Origin of the sequence: Brenneria goodwinii (assembly GCF_002291445.1) — a bacterium.
In the GTDB taxonomy this organism is placed as follows: domain Bacteria; phylum Pseudomonadota; class Gammaproteobacteria; order Enterobacterales; family Enterobacteriaceae; genus Brenneria; species Brenneria goodwinii.
The window spans coordinates 5,290,407-5,306,969 of the sequence record NZ_CP014137.1; the positions used below are offsets into that span (position 1 = coordinate 5,290,407).

Annotated in this window: 14 protein-coding genes; 6 read left to right on the forward strand and 8 right to left on the reverse strand. The window is 53.9% G+C overall.

Annotated elements, in window-relative coordinates; all coding sequences use genetic code 11:
* Positions 1–138 precede the first annotated feature (138 nt).
* From ACN28R_RS23435 to ACN28R_RS23450, 4 genes are all read right to left on the reverse strand, one after another.
* Complete coding sequence (locus tag ACN28R_RS23435) at positions 139–1,461, reverse strand: MFS transporter (RefSeq protein WP_082153026.1); 1,323 nt, start codon at positions 1,459–1,461, stop codon at positions 139–141.
* Between the two features lie 112 nt (positions 1,462–1,573).
* Positions 1,574–2,524: a phosphoglycerate dehydrogenase gene (locus tag ACN28R_RS23440; RefSeq protein WP_095835633.1), complete on the reverse strand. Its 951-nt coding sequence runs from the start codon at positions 2,522–2,524 to the stop codon at positions 1,574–1,576.
* 62 nt (positions 2,525–2,586) lie between these two features.
* Positions 2,587–3,471, reverse strand: coding sequence for a dihydrodipicolinate synthase family protein (locus ACN28R_RS23445; protein WP_048637535.1), 885 nt, complete (start codon positions 3,469–3,471; stop codon positions 2,587–2,589).
* 36 nt (positions 3,472–3,507) lie between these two features.
* Positions 3,508–4,644 (reverse strand): iron-containing alcohol dehydrogenase, encoded by a 1,137-nt coding sequence (locus ACN28R_RS23450; RefSeq protein ID WP_048637536.1) that lies wholly within the window; start codon positions 4,642–4,644, stop codon positions 3,508–3,510.
* A gap of 215 nt (positions 4,645–4,859) precedes the next feature.
* On the opposite strand from ACN28R_RS23450, the gene dtnK reads away from it, so the two are divergent.
* Genes dtnK through ACN28R_RS23465 form a run of 3 tightly spaced genes read left to right on the forward strand, consistent with a single transcriptional unit; the run spans position 4,860 to position 8,007 of the window.
* The gene (gene dtnK / locus ACN28R_RS23455) at positions 4,860–6,173 is read left to right on the forward strand and encodes a D-threonate kinase (RefSeq protein ID WP_095835634.1); all 1,314 of its coding nucleotides are present in this window, start codon (positions 4,860–4,862) and stop codon (positions 6,171–6,173) included.
* Between the two features lie 16 nt (positions 6,174–6,189).
* Entirely contained in the window at positions 6,190–7,146 is a 957-nt protein-coding gene (locus ACN28R_RS23460; RefSeq protein ID WP_236840261.1) for a D-threonate 4-phosphate dehydrogenase, read from the forward strand.
* Positions 7,147–7,191: 45 nt separating this feature from the next.
* A complete protein-coding gene (locus ACN28R_RS23465; RefSeq protein WP_048637539.1) occupies positions 7,192–8,007 on the forward strand; it encodes a DeoR/GlpR family DNA-binding transcription regulator in 816 nt (271 codons plus the stop codon).
* A gap of 39 nt (positions 8,008–8,046) precedes the next feature.
* Here ACN28R_RS23465 and ACN28R_RS23470 read toward each other — a convergent pair whose 3' ends face one another.
* The 3 genes from ACN28R_RS23470 to ACN28R_RS23480 are packed head-to-tail and all read right to left on the reverse strand — an operon-like array spanning position 8,047 to position 10,510.
* The gene (locus ACN28R_RS23470) at positions 8,047–8,925 is read right to left on the reverse strand and encodes a metal ABC transporter substrate-binding protein (RefSeq protein ID WP_048637540.1); all 879 of its coding nucleotides are present in this window, start codon (positions 8,923–8,925) and stop codon (positions 8,047–8,049) included.
* A 29-nt stretch (positions 8,926–8,954) separates the two neighbouring features.
* A complete protein-coding gene (locus tag ACN28R_RS23475) occupies positions 8,955–9,809 on the reverse strand; it encodes a metal ABC transporter permease (RefSeq protein ID WP_095835636.1) in 855 nt (284 codons plus the stop codon).
* The gene (locus tag ACN28R_RS23480) at positions 9,806–10,510 is read right to left on the reverse strand and encodes a metal ABC transporter ATP-binding protein (protein WP_095835637.1); all 705 of its coding nucleotides are present in this window, start codon (positions 10,508–10,510) and stop codon (positions 9,806–9,808) included. The genes ACN28R_RS23475 and ACN28R_RS23480 overlap by 4 nt, the downstream gene beginning before the upstream one ends.
* 579 nt (positions 10,511–11,089) lie before the next feature.
* Here ACN28R_RS23480 and ACN28R_RS23485 point away from each other — a divergent pair.
* The gene (locus ACN28R_RS23485; RefSeq protein WP_095835638.1) at positions 11,090–12,247 is read left to right on the forward strand and encodes a metallophosphoesterase; all 1,158 of its coding nucleotides are present in this window, start codon (positions 11,090–11,092) and stop codon (positions 12,245–12,247) included.
* Between the two features lie 185 nt (positions 12,248–12,432).
* Here the strand turns inward: ACN28R_RS23485 and ssb1 are convergent, their stop codons facing one another.
* Positions 12,433–12,972, reverse strand: a complete 540-nt coding sequence (ssb1, locus tag ACN28R_RS23490) for a single-stranded DNA-binding protein SSB1 (protein ID WP_095835639.1) — start codon at positions 12,970–12,972, stop codon at positions 12,433–12,435.
* Between the two features lie 234 nt (positions 12,973–13,206).
* On the opposite strand from ssb1, the gene uvrA reads away from it, so the two are divergent.
* Both uvrA and ACN28R_RS23500 read left to right on the forward strand, forming a co-directional pair.
* Positions 13,207–16,044, forward strand: coding sequence for an excinuclease ABC subunit UvrA (uvrA, locus tag ACN28R_RS23495; RefSeq protein ID WP_095835640.1), 2,838 nt, complete (start codon positions 13,207–13,209; stop codon positions 16,042–16,044).
* A gap of 25 nt (positions 16,045–16,069) precedes the next feature.
* Positions 16,070–16,489 carry a secondary thiamine-phosphate synthase enzyme YjbQ gene (locus ACN28R_RS23500; RefSeq protein ID WP_095835641.1) on the forward strand — a complete coding sequence of 140 codons (420 nt, stop codon included), beginning with the start codon at positions 16,070–16,072 and terminating at the stop codon, positions 16,487–16,489.
* Positions 16,490–16,563 lie beyond the last annotated feature (74 nt).

Below are 16,563 nucleotides of genomic sequence, written 5' to 3' on the forward strand. Positions count from 1 at the left end.
ATTGGCTGTTACCTTGAGCCAGACGAGTCATCGGCATCGTCTGCGAATACGCCGATCCGCAGACGATGCCGAAGGTATATGGTATTACTGCGGGGCGCCGCCGAAACCGGGCGTGCCTTTATCCTTGCGTAAAGACCATTAATGATGACTGGCCGGGAGCGTGTCGCCAATATTAAGCTCGTCGGTTTTAATGGGTTCCACTTTACCCAGCAGGAATAAATAATTAACAATTCCCAGACAAACCAGTGCGGCGGAGAATACCAGCGCATAGGTAAACGATCCGGTTGCGGCAACAATTGCCCCGGTAATTATCGGGCCGATGGCGCCGCCCATATTCGATACGGTATTTTGTAAACCCGCAACAATGGAGACCATATTTTTAGGCGCGACATCACCGGGCAATGCCCATACTTGCGATGCCGCAACCGTTGTGCCGCATTTCGCCACGCATAATAAAATAACCGTCACGACGACAGAGTCGGTAAATGGCGCAAAACCAATACACAAAGCCATTAATAACCCAATGGTCAAAAACAGTTTACGGGCCGCCGTTAACGAGAGCAGCTTTTTATGAACGACGCGATCGGAAGCCCAGCCGGCAATAACTTCAATAATCATTCCAGATAACAGAGGTAGAGCCGCGATAATCCCCATTTGAATAAAATCCATCCCTTTTTCCTGCACCAGATAGGTAGGCAGCCAGGTGATGAAAAAATAGGAAGTATAGTTAATGGTGAAAAAGCCCAGGCACATAGCCCAAATATTTCGGTAACGCAGCAACTGATACCATTTCATTGGCAGTTTTTCGCCGGCGCTATGGCGCTGCACCTGACCGCTGCGTATATATTCCACTTCCTCTTTACTTATTTTCTTATGATCTTCCGGGTTTTCTGCGTAGATAAAATACCAGGCAATAACCCAAATCAACCCGATACCCCCAATGAGCAGGAAGGTAATGCGCCAGTCGAAAACATAAATCATCCATACAATAAGCGGCATGGCTACCGCGCCGCCGAATTTTGACGCGCTGTCAAACAGGCCGGATACCGTTGCGCGTTCACGATCGGGAAACCATTTTGCCGCGATACCGGCGTTGCTGGGATAGGCCGCTGCTTCGCCAACGCCCAGCGCGATACGTAAAGCCAATAATGATTTAAAGCCGGTGGCCAGCCCCATCGCCGATGTTGCGATGGACCACCATGCGACGGCCAGTCCCAACCCCTTTTTTTGCCCGAAGCGGTCGGCAAACCAACCGGCGGGAATTTGTAACAGCGAATACGACCAGAAAAATGCAGCCATGATCAGACCCATCATTTCCGGCGTGAGTGTTAACTCACTGATGAGATGGGGAGCGGCAGCGGATAATACCGTTCTATCAATATAGTTGATGGCAATGGCTAACCACATTAATGCGGCGATCCACCAGCGTATTGATGTCTTTTTTGGGGTAAGATTATTCATGATGTTTATTTTCCTGTCTGTTGTATTATCTATCAGACAATGTAGGGTGTTTTATACTGAGCTATTTCTCACGTTATCTATTCCGCTAGTCACTCAATATGTGCAGGTGAATTTATAAATCATTCATGATATTTAGGGGCCTTTGATGATGAATGACGTGGTTAATGATCTGCTCAACGCAATGTATGCCGATGGCATTGATTGCCCCGTCGGTATAACCCGCAATATGTGAGGTGGGAATAAAGTTATCCAGGCTGAATAAAGGATGATCTTTAACCGGCTCCTCTTCAAAAACATCCGCCGCCGCGCCAGATATTTTTTGGCTGCTCAACGAATGATAAAGCGCCTGTTCGTCAACGACGCCCCCGCGGGATACGTTGATTAAATAAGCATTTTTTTTCATTTTGCCAATACGGTCCGCATCAAAAAGATGATGGGTTTCTACCGTTAACGGGGTATGCAGCGTAATAAAATCACTCTGTCGGGTTAATTCATCCAGGCTGACGAATTCAATATTATGTTTTTCGGCAAAATCGCTATCCGGATAAAAGTCATAGGCCAGCACTCGCATATTAAATCCCTGCGCGCGTAGCGCTACCTGCTTGCCGATATTACCCAGACCGACGATCCCTAATGTTTTACCATAAGCATCCGTGGCGAATATTCGCGGCCATTGGCCTGCGCGGGTTTGTTTTTCTGCCTGGGATATTTTTCTGGCGCAGTTTAATAACAGTGAAAATGCGAAATCCGCAACTGCATGTTTATTGGCATTCGGTACGTTAGTGACAAAAATATTCCTTTTCTTTGTCGCAATAAGATCAATGTTATCCACGCCAACGCCGTGCTTGCAGACGATTTTAAGATGAGGCGCATGCGCCAGTAAGGCCTCATTGACTTCGGTGAACGCGACAATCATGGCGACGGCGTCCTGCAGGTGGGGAATCAGCGCGTTTAACGGCGCATCCGCGGGCAATGCCACGAGGTCAAGCCCCTGTTTTTCAAGATCGGCAATAGGCTGCCGATCGTATTTTGCGAAAGAAGGTGAGGTTGAAATAACTTTCATTGCTATGTACCTATCTGGTGTTGACATAAGCGGTACAGCGCTTGACCGTACCGCCGATGAACTTAGCTAACGAAATGGGAAACGATCTTTTTGATGTTGTCTTCATCCTGTGCGGAGAACTGGATGGGGTAACGGCTGACGCCGACATCCTCGCCCATCAGCACCAGCGCTTTTTTCACCGCCGCCGGGGAGAACGCCACGGCATACAGCGTCTTACGCAGTTCGCTTACCTGTTCCTGCGCCTGACGCGAACCTTCAATATCGCCGGCGTGGAAGCGATGCCAGATCTGGCTAACGGCCTCGGGGGCGACGTTGGCCAGCCCGGAAATGCAGGCCGAGCAGCCGTCGACGAATCCCTGATGGATGAGCGAGTCCGGCCCGTTCAGTACGTCGAAGCCCTGTACCCCTTTCACCGCCTGCAAGTAGGCGCTCAGGCTTTCATAACTGCCCGCGCTGTCTTTAATACCGATAATGTTGGGATGATCCGCCAGGATACGGACGGTTTCCGGCGCCAGCGTGTTGCCGGTGCGCGCGGGGATGTTGTAGAGAAAGACCGGCACGGTCAGGGCATCCGCCACCGCGCGATAGTGGGCGATAAGCTCTTCTTGTTTCAGCGGCACAAAATAGGGGGTGATAACCGAAACCGCATCCACGCCCAACGCCGCGATGCGTTTACCCAGCTTGATGGTTTCACGGGTTGAGATTTCGCCAATGTGGCCGACAACCGGCACGTTGCCTGCGGCCTCGTCCACGCAGGTTTCGGTAACCGCCACTTTTTCGTCGGTATGCAAAACGAAAAATTCACCGTTGGTGCCGTTGCAGAAGATCCCATTGCCATATTTCATCTGACGTTGCACCTGATGGCGCAAAGCCGATGGATTGAATTCACCCTGATTGTCGAAAGGCGTGACAATCGCCGTTAGTACACCTGCAATCTTTTTACTCATCATTTTTCCTCATTGATTCGTCATCAAAAATGAAAACTAAAACAGCGTCAGATAGATCTCGCGCACGTCATCGGCACTCACCTGTGCCGGCACGTTTTTCATTAAACGCTGAACCTGTAGTGCGGCGTCGACCAGATAGGGCAGGTGGGCCTTTTCCACCCCGAGCTGTTGCAACGTATCCGGCAGATTGAGCCGCTTCACCAGGTCGGTGAAGTACGTCACCAGCGCCTGAGCCTTATGCGCTGAACTGAGCGTTAGGTCTGCTTCCGGCAGCAGGTCGTAGGCTTGAGCAAATTTCTCCTGTGCGGCGTTCTGTACAAAACGCATACAGGGCGCGAGCAGAATGGCGTTCGCCACACCATGGGGAATGTGGTATTTGCCGCCCAGCGGGTAGGACATGGCGTGAACCAGGTGGGTGCCGGAGTGGGCAATCGCCGCGCCGCCGTAGTAAGACGCCCACAGCATATTCAGCTTCGCTTCCAGGTTGTCTGGTTCGCGAACGGAAGTCTCAATATTGGCAAACAGCTTCTTCAGGCCAATCAACGCGTAGTTATCGCTGACCGGGTTGGCGATGGTGGCGGTGAAGCACTCGATCAGATGGCATAACGCGTCGATACCGGTTGAGGCCGCAATATGCGGCGGCATGCTGGTGGTTAATTCCGGCGCCAGCGCGACGTAATCCGGCAGCATGACGGGACTAATAATGCCGACTTTGGTTTCCTTTTCCGGAATCGCCAGAATGGCGTTAGGCGTGGCTTCCGAGCCGGTGCCCGCGGTGGTTGGAATTAACAGCGACAGCGTGCGTCGCGTGGGTTTTTCGCCGGCCAACAGCGTATCGAGCGTGACGGTATCATCACCCGCGCACAGCACCGACAGGAGTTTGGCCACATCCAGTACGCTGCCGCCGCCGACGCCGATGACCAGATCGGTGCGCGTTTGTGTGAGCTGAGCCAATATTCCCGCCACGTCATGTTGACTGGGCTCGGCGGGAACGTTATCCACCAGCAATACCTGCGGAATCGTCTGCTTCACTTGTTCGATCAGCGCCTGAACATCGGGCAGGCCGACGATATTTCCGTCAGTGACAAACAGGGCGTGCTGTTTTCCCGCCATGAGATGGCGAATATCTTGGAGTGCCCGATAGCCGCTGATGATAGTGCTATTGATGTTCATGCTATCCCCTTGTCTTTCCGTCAGAATCACGGCCCGATATGTTGTGATTTTTATCAATCAATAAGATCGTATTCACTCAATAAAAACCATCAAATGCCGCATTGTAGGGATAATTTATAGGTTAAATTCCTTTTAAATAATTTGAGATTGCTCACATATAATCAATTATGATTTAATATAATCATTATCAGCGAATTGATAACCGGGGATGGGGTATGCCGAAAGAGCAGCAGTCAGCGATTCAGGTCTTGGTGGTCGCGGATGATTTTACGGGAGCAAATGATGCCGGCGTCGGCCTGTCTCTGAATGGCGCTCTGGTCAGCGTGATATTTGATGTCGGCAAACTGTCTGCGGGCCTGCCGGGAAACGCGGTCGTTATCAATACCGATAGTCGAGCGGTTAGCGCTGAGATTGCCGCGCAGCGAACCGCCGGGGCGATTGAAGCATGGCGTGCCGCCGGAGGAAAAGGCTGGGTGTTCAAAAAGATAGACTCTACGTTACGGGGGAACTTAGGGGCTGAAACGGCCGCGGCTTTATTCGCCGCGCAGAGTCCGATGGCTTTGATCGCGCCGGCGGCGCCGGCGTTGGGGCGCATCACCCGCGGCGGGCAGGTTTGGGTAAACGGACGTCTGCTTACCGAGACGGAATTCGCCAGCGATCCCAAAACGCCTGTGCTTTCCGCCGCGGTGAGCGCCCGTCTGGCCGAGCAAACCGGGCTTCCTGTCGCGGAGGTCTCCTTAGCCGATGTGCGTCAAGCGGGTTTGGCCGGTTATCTGCAGAAGCTGTCCGACCAAGGGATCCGCCTGGTGGTTCTGGATGCTGAGCACCAGCGTGACCTGGAGAAAATCATGCATGCTGCCAGCAATTTACCCTTCTCCCCTCTGCTGGTGGGATCGGCAGGACTGAGTGACGCGCTGGCAAAACAAACCGGCACTCAGCAGCCTGTGGTTAAACCGCTGCTGGCGGTGATCGGAACAATGAGCGATATCGCTCAAAAACAGATTGAATTTGTTAATCAACGAAAAAACGTATCGATTATTAATATTAATATCAATGAGTTATTCACCGTTGATGCGCCGGACGCCACGGAACGATGGCGCCATGACGCGTTGACGGCATTGGATAGCGGGCATCACTGCATTATTCGCACCTGTTGCCGCGACAGTCAGCGGTTTGACATCGTCCGGCTATGTCAACGGCATCAACTGAACCGGCAGCAGTTGGGCGAAACCATCAGTCATTTTCTGGGGGAGTTGAGCCGAAGCATTGTGCTGAACAGCGACAGGATTAACCGGCGCCTGCTGGGCGGGCTGTATTTATCCGGCGGCGACATTGCGATTGCCGTGGCGACCGCACTGGGCGCCAGCGGTTTTCAGATTAAGGGGCAAATTGCATCGTGCGTGCCTTGGGGGCGGTTGCTGGACAGTTCGCTCGGTGACGTTCCCGTCATGACTAAAGCGGGGGGATTTGGTAACGAAACCACTTTGCTGGACGTTTTGCGTTTTATTGAGGAGAAGGTCAGTGAATAAAATTATTGCGGTAACGATGGGTGACCCGGCGGGCATTGGCCCGGAGATTATTATCAAATCGCTGGCTGAGGGAGAACTCTCTGGCGCCCCTGCGGTGGTGGTTGGCTGCGTGCAAACGCTGCGCCGTATTCAGGCGTTAAATATTGTGCCTGTTGTTGAACTAAAGGTGATCGAGAAGCCTGCCGATGCGGTGTTTACTCCCGGCATGATCAATATCATTGATGAACCGCTGGAAAAACCGGATACGCTGACACCGGGGAGCGTACAGGCGCAGGCGGGGGATTTGGCTTACCGCTGTATAAAACGCGCCACTGAATTGGCGATGGCGGGAGAGGTGAGCGCTATCGCCACCGCGCCGTTGAATAAAGAAGCGCTGCACTTGGCCGGGCATATGTATCCGGGTCACACGGAACTGCTGGCGAAGCTGACCAATAGCCGTGATTACGCCATGGTGCTGTATACCGATAAGCTGAAAGTTATTCACGTATCGACGCATATTGCGCTGCGTAAGTTTCTCGATACGCTGAGCTGCGAACGCGTTGAAACCGTGATTGCGATGGCCGATACTTTCCTTAAACGGGTCGGATATACGCATCCGCGTATTGCGGTTGCCGGGGTCAATCCGCATGCGGGGGAGAACGGCTTGTTCGGCGATGAGGAGATCAGGATCGTATCGCCTGCGGTTGAGGTCATGAAAGGCAAAGGCATTGATGTATACGGCCCCTGTCCGCCGGATACCGTCTACCTACAGGCGTATGAAGGGCAATATGATATGGTGGTGGCGATGTATCACGATCAGGGCCACATCCCGTTGAAGCTGCTGGGTTTCTATGATGGAGTCAATATTACCGCCGGGCTGCCTTTTATTCGTACCTCCGCCGATCACGGCACCGCGTTTGATATTGCCTGGACAGGAAAAGCGAAGTCTGAGAGCATGGCGATCTCAATCCGGTTGGCCATGCAACTCGCTTAATTTTAGGATGATTTTCTATGGCTAATCGGCATCTTGGTTAAATAAATGGATATCGTCGTGGGGCAAACATTGAGTGATGCTTTCCGCGTGAGCGGAGATAAAATGAAGGGGCAAAGCCGTCTTGATCAGATTATGGATTATCTGAAAAGCCATAATCTGGTGACGGTGGATGAACTTGTTACCGTCATTGATGCTTCCCCGGCGACGATTCGCCGCGATCTGATCAAACTGGATGAACAAGGCGTGATCAGCCGCACCCACGGCGGCGTCACGCTTAACCGATTTATTCCCGCCCAGCCGACCACCAACGAAAAACTTCAGCGTAACTTACAGGAAAAGCAGGCTATCGCCCGCTATGCGGCGACGCTGGTACAGCCGGGCAGCGCGGTGGTGCTGGACGCGGGCACGACGACGCTGGAACTGGCGCGTAACCTGACGCACCTGCCGCTGCGGGTAATCACCGCCGATTTGCAAATCGCGCTGTTTCTGTCCGAGTTCAAACAGATTGAAGTGACGATCATCGGCGGCCGCATTGATGACAGTAGCCAATCGTGTATTGGCGAGCATGGCCGGCGCCTATTACGCAGTATTTACCCGGATATTGCGTTTATCAGTTGCAACTCGTGGAGTCTGGAAAAAGGGATTACCACGCCGACGGAAGAAAAAGCCGGCGTGAAGCAGGATCTCGGCCTGAACGCCAGCCGCCGGGTTTTGCTGGCTGACAGCAGTAAATACGGCGCCTATTCATTATTTTGCGTCACGCCGCTATCCGACTTGTCGGATATCGTCACCGACTCAGGGCTCCCGCCCGAGGTTCAGGCCCAGCTTAATGCGCAGCCGTTTAATTTGACGCTGGTGTAGCGCGGCGGCCAGCCCGAAACCGGGCTGGCCGCATTGCGGTTACTTCATACTGGCGGCCATGGCGTCGACATTATGCTTAAAGGCCGCGGTGTAGGTGGCGGCAGGGCCGGATGCATCGGTTAATGATTCCGGATACAACTCTCCGCCGGGCTGGGCGTCGCTGGCGTTGGCGATCTGTTTAACCAGACGGGAGTCGGTCTGGTTTTCAATGAAGTAGATTTTTATCTTCTCTTCTTTTATCTGCTTGATAAGCGAAGCCACTTTTTTACTGCTGGCTTCCGATTCGGTGGAATAACCCACCGGCGACAAAAATTTCACGCCGTAAGCCTGGCTGAAATAGCCGAAAGCGTCATGGCTGGTCAGCACCTTGCGTTTTTCCTGCGGAATATCGGCAAAGGTTTTTTTCGCGTAGCGATCCAGCTCCTGTAGCTGCTGGATATAAGCCTCGCCCTGCTGGCGGAAGTAGTCGGCGTTCTGCGGATCGACGGCGGCTAACGCATTTACAATGTTGCGCGCATAGATCACTCCATTGCCTATATTGTTCCAGGCATGGGGATCGGTTTCGATTTTGCCGTCCTCTTCCATCTGTAGCGTTTTAATCCCGTCAGAGGCGGTGATCACCTTTCCCTGATAGCCGGAAGCGGTAATCAGCCGATCCATCCATCCTTCCAACCCCAATCCGTTGACGAAAACGACATCGGCTTTAACCAGCGTTTTGCTGTCTTTGGGAGACGGCTCGAATTCATGCGGGTCGCCGTTCGGCTCAACCAGATCGGTTACCGTGACGCGATCGCCGCCGATATGGCTCACCATATCGCCCAGTACGGAGAAGCTGGCGACCACTTCCAGGTTTTTGGCCATGGCCAGCGGACTGAGCAGCAGGCCGGATAATGCAATTGCGAGTATTGAACGTTTCATTTTTCCCTCATAAACCCATGAATGACGAATCAGCGGCGCGTGCGTAACATGCCGCCGTTTTGACCGAAACAAACCGAAAAACAGAAAAATAGCGTGATAGTCAGAATAATGGCCGGGCCGGCGGGAAGGTCGGCATAATACGACCAGATCAACCCAATCAGGCTGGCTATCATGCCGAGGACAATCGCCGTCGCCAGCATGATGGGAAGCCGCTGGGTCCAGAAACGGGCGCAGGCGGCCGGCAGCATCATCATGCCAACGGCCATCAACGTACCCAGAAGTTGAAAACCGGCGACCAGATTCAGCACCACCAATGACAAAAACAACGCGTGGATCAGCGCCCGATAGCGGCCTGATGCGATGCGTAAAAACGTGACATCGAAGGATTCGATAACCAGCGCCCGATAAATGACGGCGAGCACGATAAGGGAGCAGGAGCCGATAAGGGCGATGTCGACCAGCGCGGATCGATCGATAGCCAGAATGGAGCCGAATAGCACATGCAACAAATCGATACTGGAACCGCGCAGCGAAACCAGCGTCACGCCCAGCGCCAGCGAACCCAGATAGAAACCGGCGAAGCTGGCGTCTTCTTTCAATTCCGTCCGGCGGCTTACCAGACCGGACAGCATCGCGACCGCCAGCCCGGCGATAAATCCGCCGATCCCCATCGCCAGCAGCGACATGCCGGAAACCAGATAACCGATCGCCACGCCGGGCAATACGGCATGGGAAAGCGCATCGCCGATCAGACTCATTCTTCTCAGCAGCAGGAAACATCCCAACGGAGCCGCGCTTAACGTCAGTGAAAAACAGCCAATCAACGCCCGGCGCATAAAGCCGAATTCGGCAAACGGCGTACTGATTAAATCGAATAACATCATGAGACCACGCTCCGCAGAGGCGGGAAGGCACGCTCTTTCGGCCGGTTGGTCAAAATAGACTGGCTCGCTCCCCAACGGTGGCCGCCGTTGGCTAATTGCAGTACCTGCGGAAAATATTCTTCAACCACATCCAGATCGTGCAGAACCGCCAGGATCGTGCGGCCTTCCGCATGTAGCCGGCGGATGATCCTCAGCAGCGTCCGGGTCGTTTGGGCATCAATACCGGTAAAGGGTTCATCAAGCAGGATCAGCGGCGATTGCATGAGCAACAGACGAGCAAACAGAATGCGCTGTAATTGTCCGCCGGATAGTTTGCCGATGTGTTGATGGGCGTATTCCGCCATGGCAACCGCTTCCAGCGCCTGCATCGCCCGGTTGCGCCATTCGGCGCTGATGCCGCGTAGTATGCCGCGGTGGGGCAAACAGCCCATCAGCACCAGATCGCAAACGCTGACGGGAAATTGCCGATCAAATTCGGAGAGCTGCGGCAGATAGCCAAGCGCATTTTTTCCGCTTTCAGCAATGCGAAAGGAACCGGAAAGCGCAGGCAGCAGGCCGGCCAGCGTTTTCAGCAGGGTCGATTTTCCGCTGCCGTTAGTACCGATAACCGCCGTCAGCGATCCTTGATTAAAACAACCGCTCAGCGTTCCCAGCGGGGGTTGGCCTCTGTAGCCGAAAGAGAGTTCGCGCAATGTGATCATGGCAGCATTACCGCCCAGCCAACCAGTAACCACAGCAGTGACAGCAGCGTTAATACCAGCAGTACACGTTTTGTCGCGGAGAGAGAGTATAGACTTGTCATCGTGGTCTGCTTACCGATTAAAAATGTTATGATATAACATATCAAATAAAGCGGAAGAAGAAAGAGGTAAAAAAGTTTTTCTATCGGAATAGCCGATCTTTTTCCGCCGGGGATGTTGTAAACACGACGTGATTAGCGGATATCGTCAATTACTAAAGGAGCGGGAACGCAGGGCGGCTACGGTGTGAGGCTTCACCAGCGCGCCTCTCCAGCAACCCAATAGTATGCGGATGAAAGAGCGTTTAGGAGGAGATCCCCCGGCATATCGTTACTCGTTCTCGTCATTAATACGACATATTGCCTTCATACGGCCTCATTATGCTCGCATAGGTGTTCGGGCAAGACATTCTCTTGCCATCGAGAATGCCTGAACCTGCAGCGATCGCGCGAAAACGGGGTAAGAGGCTCATCATGACATATCGTTGTTTGTACCGCACTGCCCGCGTTTCCATCCACTTAATGATCCGGGAGTGTTTTGATGAAATTCTCCAGACAACTTCATACCGTACTGCGCGTCTGTGGCGTAGTGGCATTGTTAGGTAGCGGGGCCGCTCATGCGGAAAAATTCACCGTAGCCGTCATTTCCGATACCCAGAACTATACCGACGTTACGCTGCCGCAGCCGCGTGGAGTGAATACTTTTGTTCAGCAGATGCAGTATCTGGTCGATACCCGTAAAGAGAAGAACCTGGTCTTCGCCACCCATGTCGGCGATGTGGTGCAGCACGGCGATGGCCGCTTTCGCACCGGTATGGTCGGCCAATATACGCTCTGGGATACGCGCACCGAATGGGACTATGCCAACCTGGCGCTGTCGGTGCTGAGCGACGCCGGCATTCCTTTCAGCGTGGTGCCGGGCAACCACGACTATGGCAACTACTCCTGGTACAAAAGCCACGGCGGTCCCGGCGCCAATCGTCCACTGGCGGGCGGCAGCGTCTGGAACATGTATTTCGGCCCCGACTCCCACTTTTTCGCCGGTAAGACATGGTATGGCGGCGCCTACAATAACGGTATGAACAGCTATCAGATATTCAATGCCGGCTCGGCGCAGGTACTTCACCTGGCCCTGGAGATGGAACCGACAAGCGAGGATCTGGCTTGGGCGCAGCGCGTACTGGATACCCATCCGACACTCCCCGTCATTGTCACCACGCACGAATGGCTCGACCCGAATTTTACCGGGGAAACAACGCGTTCCAACGACTATGACGCGTATTTCTCCGGCACCGATCATCTTCCCCCGGATAGCGTATGGGATACTTTTATACGCAAAAACAAGCAGATATTTTTATTGTTGAGCGGCCACGACTGGACGCCCACCGTTACAGGCGTATCGCAAGGGCAGAATTTGCGCACCGATAACAATGATGCGGGTTACCCGGTCTATCAACTGGTGCAGGACTATCAGGGCAATACCATCGGCGCGGATGGCAAGCCGGGATCCGCCAACGGCGGCGCCGGATGGCTGCGATTTATCGAGTTCGATACTACAACCAGAAAGATGCATTTCTACACCTATTCGACGCTACTTGATAAATATGCCGGCCGCAATGGCGAGTCCACCTTCGGCGTTGCGCCGGGTTACTCGGATTTCACGCTTGATTTCCCGCCTCAGCTATCAACCGTGCAGTGACGGGCGCTCTCCAGGCTGAAAATGGTGCGCCGTATCTGGCGGCGCTTTATTCATTAAATCCGCAACATAAATAAGCATAAAAAAAGTTTACAGGGCGTGTTGCATCCGCTGTAAACTTTTTAAGCAATTATTTGATTTAAAAGTATTTAACCATCAAACATTACATGTACGATACAGTTCCGCACTTAAAACGGAATGTCGTCGTCGAAATCCATCGGCGGCTCGTTGCTTGCTGCCGGTGCGTTATTCTGCGCCGGGCGTGAAGGCTGAGGCTGAGCTTGCGCGCCGCCGCTGAACTGGTTGCCGCCCTGCTGCGGTTGCTGGGGTTGGCCCCATCCGCCGGATTGCTGTCCTCCGGCCGGCGCGCCACTGTTTTGACGGCCGCCCAGCATTTGCATGGTGCCGCCAATGTTGACAACCACCTCGGTGGTGTAACGTTCCACGCCGGACTGGTCGGCCCATTTACGGGTTTGCAGCGAACCTTCAATGTAAACCTGAGAACCTTTGCGCAGGTATTCGCCAGCGACTTCGGCCAACTTGCCGAACAGCACGACGCGGTGCCATTCGGTTTTCTCTTTCTGCTCGCCGGTTTGCTTATCACGCCAGCTATCGGACGTGGCCAGTGTGATGTTGGCGACTGCACCACCATTCGGCATGTAGCGAACTTCCGGGTCCTGCCCCAGATTTCCGACAAGAATCACTTTATTAACGCCTCTGCTGGCCATGCTCGTCTCTCCTGATGAATCAATTTATATAGAGTATAAACGATCGATTTTAGCATGATAAAAGTATCTATCATACCTGCGAGACTGAATCAAAAATGAATGTAAGGATTGCAACGATTGCGCTTGATACTGGATATCCATTCAGCTTTTTTTGTGCCATACTTGCACGTTTCGAACCGGTTGTCTCCGTCAGCGAGATGATGCAAAACTGTATTTATTCCGGGAAGTGTGTGAATGGATAATATCGAAGTTCGTGGTGCCCGTACTCATAATCTCAAGAATATCAATCTGATAATCCCACGCGACAAGCTGATAGTGATCACGGGATTATCCGGTTCAGGTAAATCATCATTGGCATTTGACACCTTATATGCCGAAGGTCAACGGCGTTACGTTGAATCGCTCTCTGCCTACGCGCGCCAGTTTTTGTCGCTGATGGAGAAGCCGGACGTCGATCACATCGAAGGGTTGTCGCCCGCTATTTCCATTGAGCAGAAATCGACCTCTCACAACCCGCGTTCCACCGTCGGCACGATCACCGAAATTCATGATTACCTGCGTTTGCTGTTTGCCCGCATCGGCGAGCCTCGTTGCCCGGAACATGACGTTCCGCTGGATGCCCAGACGGTCAGCCAGATGGTGGATAACGTGCTGTCGCAGCCGGAAGGCAAGCGGCTGATGCTGTTGGCGCCGATTGTGAAAGATCGTAAGGGCGAGCACAGCAAGACGCTGGAAAACCTGGCGACGCAGGGGTACATCCGCGCGCGCATCGACGGCGAAGTGTGCGATCTTTCCGATCCGCCCAAGCTGGAATTGCAGAAAAAACACACCATTGAAGTGGTTGTCGACCGTTTCAAGGTGCGGGCCGACCTGGCGCAGCGGCTGGCGGAATCGTTTGAAACGGCGCTGGAATTGTCCGGCGGCAGTGCGGTGGTGGCCGATATGGATGACCCCACCGTGCCCGAATTGCTGTTTTCGGCGAATTTCGCCTGCCCGATATGCGGCTACAGTATGCACGAGCTGGAACCGCGCATGTTTTCGTTCAATAACCCGGCCGGCGCCTGCCCGAGCTGCGACGGGCTTGGGGTCCAGCAGTTTTTCGATCCGGCCCGGGTGGTGCAGAACGGGGAGCTGTCTCTGGCCGGCGGCGCCATTCGCGGTTGGGATCGTCGTAACTTCTACTATTTCCAGATGCTGCGCTCGCTCGCGGATCACTACAAGTTTGATGTCGACGCGCCGTTCGATAGTCTGAACGAATCCGTGCAGAAACTGATTCTGTATGGTTCAGGCAAGGAAAACATCGAATTTAAATATATTAACGATCGGGGTGATACCTCGGTGCGCCGCCACCCGTTTGAAGGGGTGCTGCATAACATGGAGCGCCGTTACAAAGAGACGGAATCCAGTGCGGTGCGTGAAGAACTGGCGAAATTTATCAGCAATCGTCCCTGCGCCAGCTGCGGCGGCACGCGTTTGCGTGAAGACGCGCGTCACGTGTTTGTCGAACAGACCACGTTGCCGGAGATTTCCGATATGAGCATCGGCCACGCGATGGGTTTCTTTCAGAATATGAAACTCAGTGGTCAGCGGGCCAAAATTGCCGAGAAAGTATTGAAGGAAATAGGCGATCGGCTGAAGTTTCTGGTCAACGTCGGGTTGAATTATCTGTCGCTGTCGCGTTCGGCGGAAACGCTGTCCGGCGGCGAAGCGCAGCGTATTCGTCTGGCAAGCCAGATTGGGGCCGGGCTGGTCGGGGTGATGTACGTGCTGGACGAACCCTCTATCGGTTTGCATCAGCGTGACAACGAACGCCTGTTGGAAACGCTAATTCATCTGCGCAATCTGGGTAACACCGTGATAGTGGTGGAGCATGATGAAGATGCGATTCGTGCCGCCGACCACGTGATTGATATCGGCCCCGGCGCGGGCGTACACGGCGGCCAGGTGGTCGCCGAAGGGACGATGGCGCAGATTATGGCGGTGCCGGAATCGCTGACCGGGCAGTTCCTCAGCGGAAAACGCAAGATTGACGTGCCTGAACATCGCGTGCCGGCCGATCCGACCAAAGTGCTGAAGCTGATTGGCGCGAAGGGCAACAACCTGAAAGACGTAACGTTGACGCTACCGGTAGGGCTATTTACCTGTATCACCGGCGTCTCCGGGTCGGGTAAATCCACGCTGATTAACGACACCTTATTTCCGCTGGCGCAGCGCCAGCTTAACGGCGCTACGCTGGCCGAACCGGCCGCCTATCGCGAGATCCAGGGCCTGGAGCATTTCGATAAGGTGATCGACATCGACCAAAGCCCGATTGGCCGCACGCCGCGTTCCAACCCGGCGACCTATACCGGTATTTTTACGCCGATTCGCGAACTGTTTGCCGGCGTGCCGGAATCCCGTACCCGCGGTTATAACCCCGGTCGTTTCAGCTTTAACGTGCGCGGCGGGCGCTGTGAAGCCTGTCAGGGGGATGGGGTGCTTAAAGTCGAAATGCACTTCCTGCCGGATATTTATGTGCCGTGCGATCAGTGCAAGGGTAAACGCTATAACCGTGAAACGCTGGAAATCAAATATAAAGGCAAGAGCATTCATGAAGTGCTGGATATGACCATCGAAGAAGCCCGCGAATTCTTTGATGCGATCCCGGCGTTGGCGCGCAAGCTGCAAACTCTGATCGATGTCGGCCTGTCCTATATTCGTCTGGGGCAATCGGCGACTACGTTGTCCGGCGGCGAAGCGCAGCGCGTGAAGCTGGCGCGCGAGCTGTCGAAACGGGGCACCGGGCAGACGCTGTATATTCTGGATGAGCCCACCACCGGTTTGCACTTTGCCGATATTCAGCAGTTGCTGGCGGTTTTGCACCAGCTACGCGATCAGGGCAATACCATTGTGGTCATCGAACATAATCTGGATGTGATTAAAACGGCGGACTGGATTGTCGACCTGGGGCCGGAGGGCGGTAGCGGCGGCGGTGAAATTCTGGTATCCGGTACGCCGGAAACGGTCGCCGAATGTAAACAGTCGCATACGGCGCGTTTCCTGAAGCCGATGCTGGCGCGTAAACCCGCGTAACGTTCAGCCGGAAACTGGGGGAACTATGTGGATACAGCGTGAAATTCGCCTGAAACCTAAAACCAGGGGCTTTCATCTGATTACCGGTGAAGTGCTCGCGCAGGTCAGCGAGATACGGCAGATCAACGTCGGTCTGATGCATGTTTTTATCAAACATACCTCGGCGTCCCTGACGATGAATGAGAATTCCGATCCTGACGTCCGGCAGGATTTTGAGCGTTTTTTTAATCGTCTGGTGCCGGAAAATGAGCCGTATTATTGTCATGTTGATGAAGGCAGCGACGATATGCCCGCCCATCTGAAAGGCAGTTTGTTAGGGAGTAGCCTGATGCTTCCGATCGGCAACGGACGGCTGAACGTGGGCATCTGGCAGGGCATTTACCTATGCGAGCACCGTAACCACGGCGGCAGCCGTACGCTGGTTGTGACGCTCCAGGGGGAGTAATGGCATTGGCCGGAAATATTTGCGGCGTACCAGGGTTTTCTTCTCGATTATCGTGGTGCGTCGGCCCGGCTTTC

What these genes read in the sequence shown, in the direction of transcription:
- ACN28R_RS23435 (WP_082153026.1), bottom strand. Translation starts at nt 1,461, where the DNA reads ATGAATAATCTTACCCCAAAAAAGACATCAATACGCTGGTGGATCGCC.
- ACN28R_RS23440 (WP_095835633.1), bottom strand. Translation starts at nt 2,524, where the DNA reads ATGAAAGTTATTTCAACCTCACCTTCTTTCGCAAAATACGATCGGCAG.
- ACN28R_RS23445 (WP_048637535.1), bottom strand. Translation starts at nt 3,471, where the DNA reads ATGAGTAAAAAGATTGCAGGTGTACTAACGGCGATTGTCACGCCTTTC.
- ACN28R_RS23450 (WP_048637536.1), bottom strand. Translation starts at nt 4,644, where the DNA reads ATGAACATCAATAGCACTATCATCAGCGGCTATCGGGCACTCCAAGAT.
- dtnK (WP_095835634.1), top strand. Translation starts at nt 4,860, where the DNA reads ATGCCGAAAGAGCAGCAGTCAGCGATTCAGGTCTTGGTGGTCGCGGAT.
- ACN28R_RS23460 (WP_236840261.1), top strand. Translation starts at nt 6,190, where the DNA reads ATGGGTGACCCGGCGGGCATTGGCCCGGAGATTATTATCAAATCGCTG.
- ACN28R_RS23465 (WP_048637539.1), top strand. Translation starts at nt 7,192, where the DNA reads ATGGATATCGTCGTGGGGCAAACATTGAGTGATGCTTTCCGCGTGAGC.
- ACN28R_RS23470 (WP_048637540.1), bottom strand. Translation starts at nt 8,925, where the DNA reads ATGAAACGTTCAATACTCGCAATTGCATTATCCGGCCTGCTGCTCAGT.
- ACN28R_RS23475 (WP_095835636.1), bottom strand. Translation starts at nt 9,809, where the DNA reads ATGATGTTATTCGATTTAATCAGTACGCCGTTTGCCGAATTCGGCTTT.
- ACN28R_RS23480 (WP_095835637.1), bottom strand. Translation starts at nt 10,510, where the DNA reads ATGATCACATTGCGCGAACTCTCTTTCGGCTACAGAGGCCAACCCCCG.
- ACN28R_RS23485 (WP_095835638.1), top strand. Translation starts at nt 11,090, where the DNA reads ATGAAATTCTCCAGACAACTTCATACCGTACTGCGCGTCTGTGGCGTA.
- ssb1 (WP_095835639.1), bottom strand. Translation starts at nt 12,972, where the DNA reads ATGGCCAGCAGAGGCGTTAATAAAGTGATTCTTGTCGGAAATCTGGGG.
- uvrA (WP_095835640.1), top strand. Translation starts at nt 13,207, where the DNA reads ATGGATAATATCGAAGTTCGTGGTGCCCGTACTCATAATCTCAAGAAT.
- ACN28R_RS23500 (WP_095835641.1), top strand. Translation starts at nt 16,070, where the DNA reads ATGTGGATACAGCGTGAAATTCGCCTGAAACCTAAAACCAGGGGCTTT.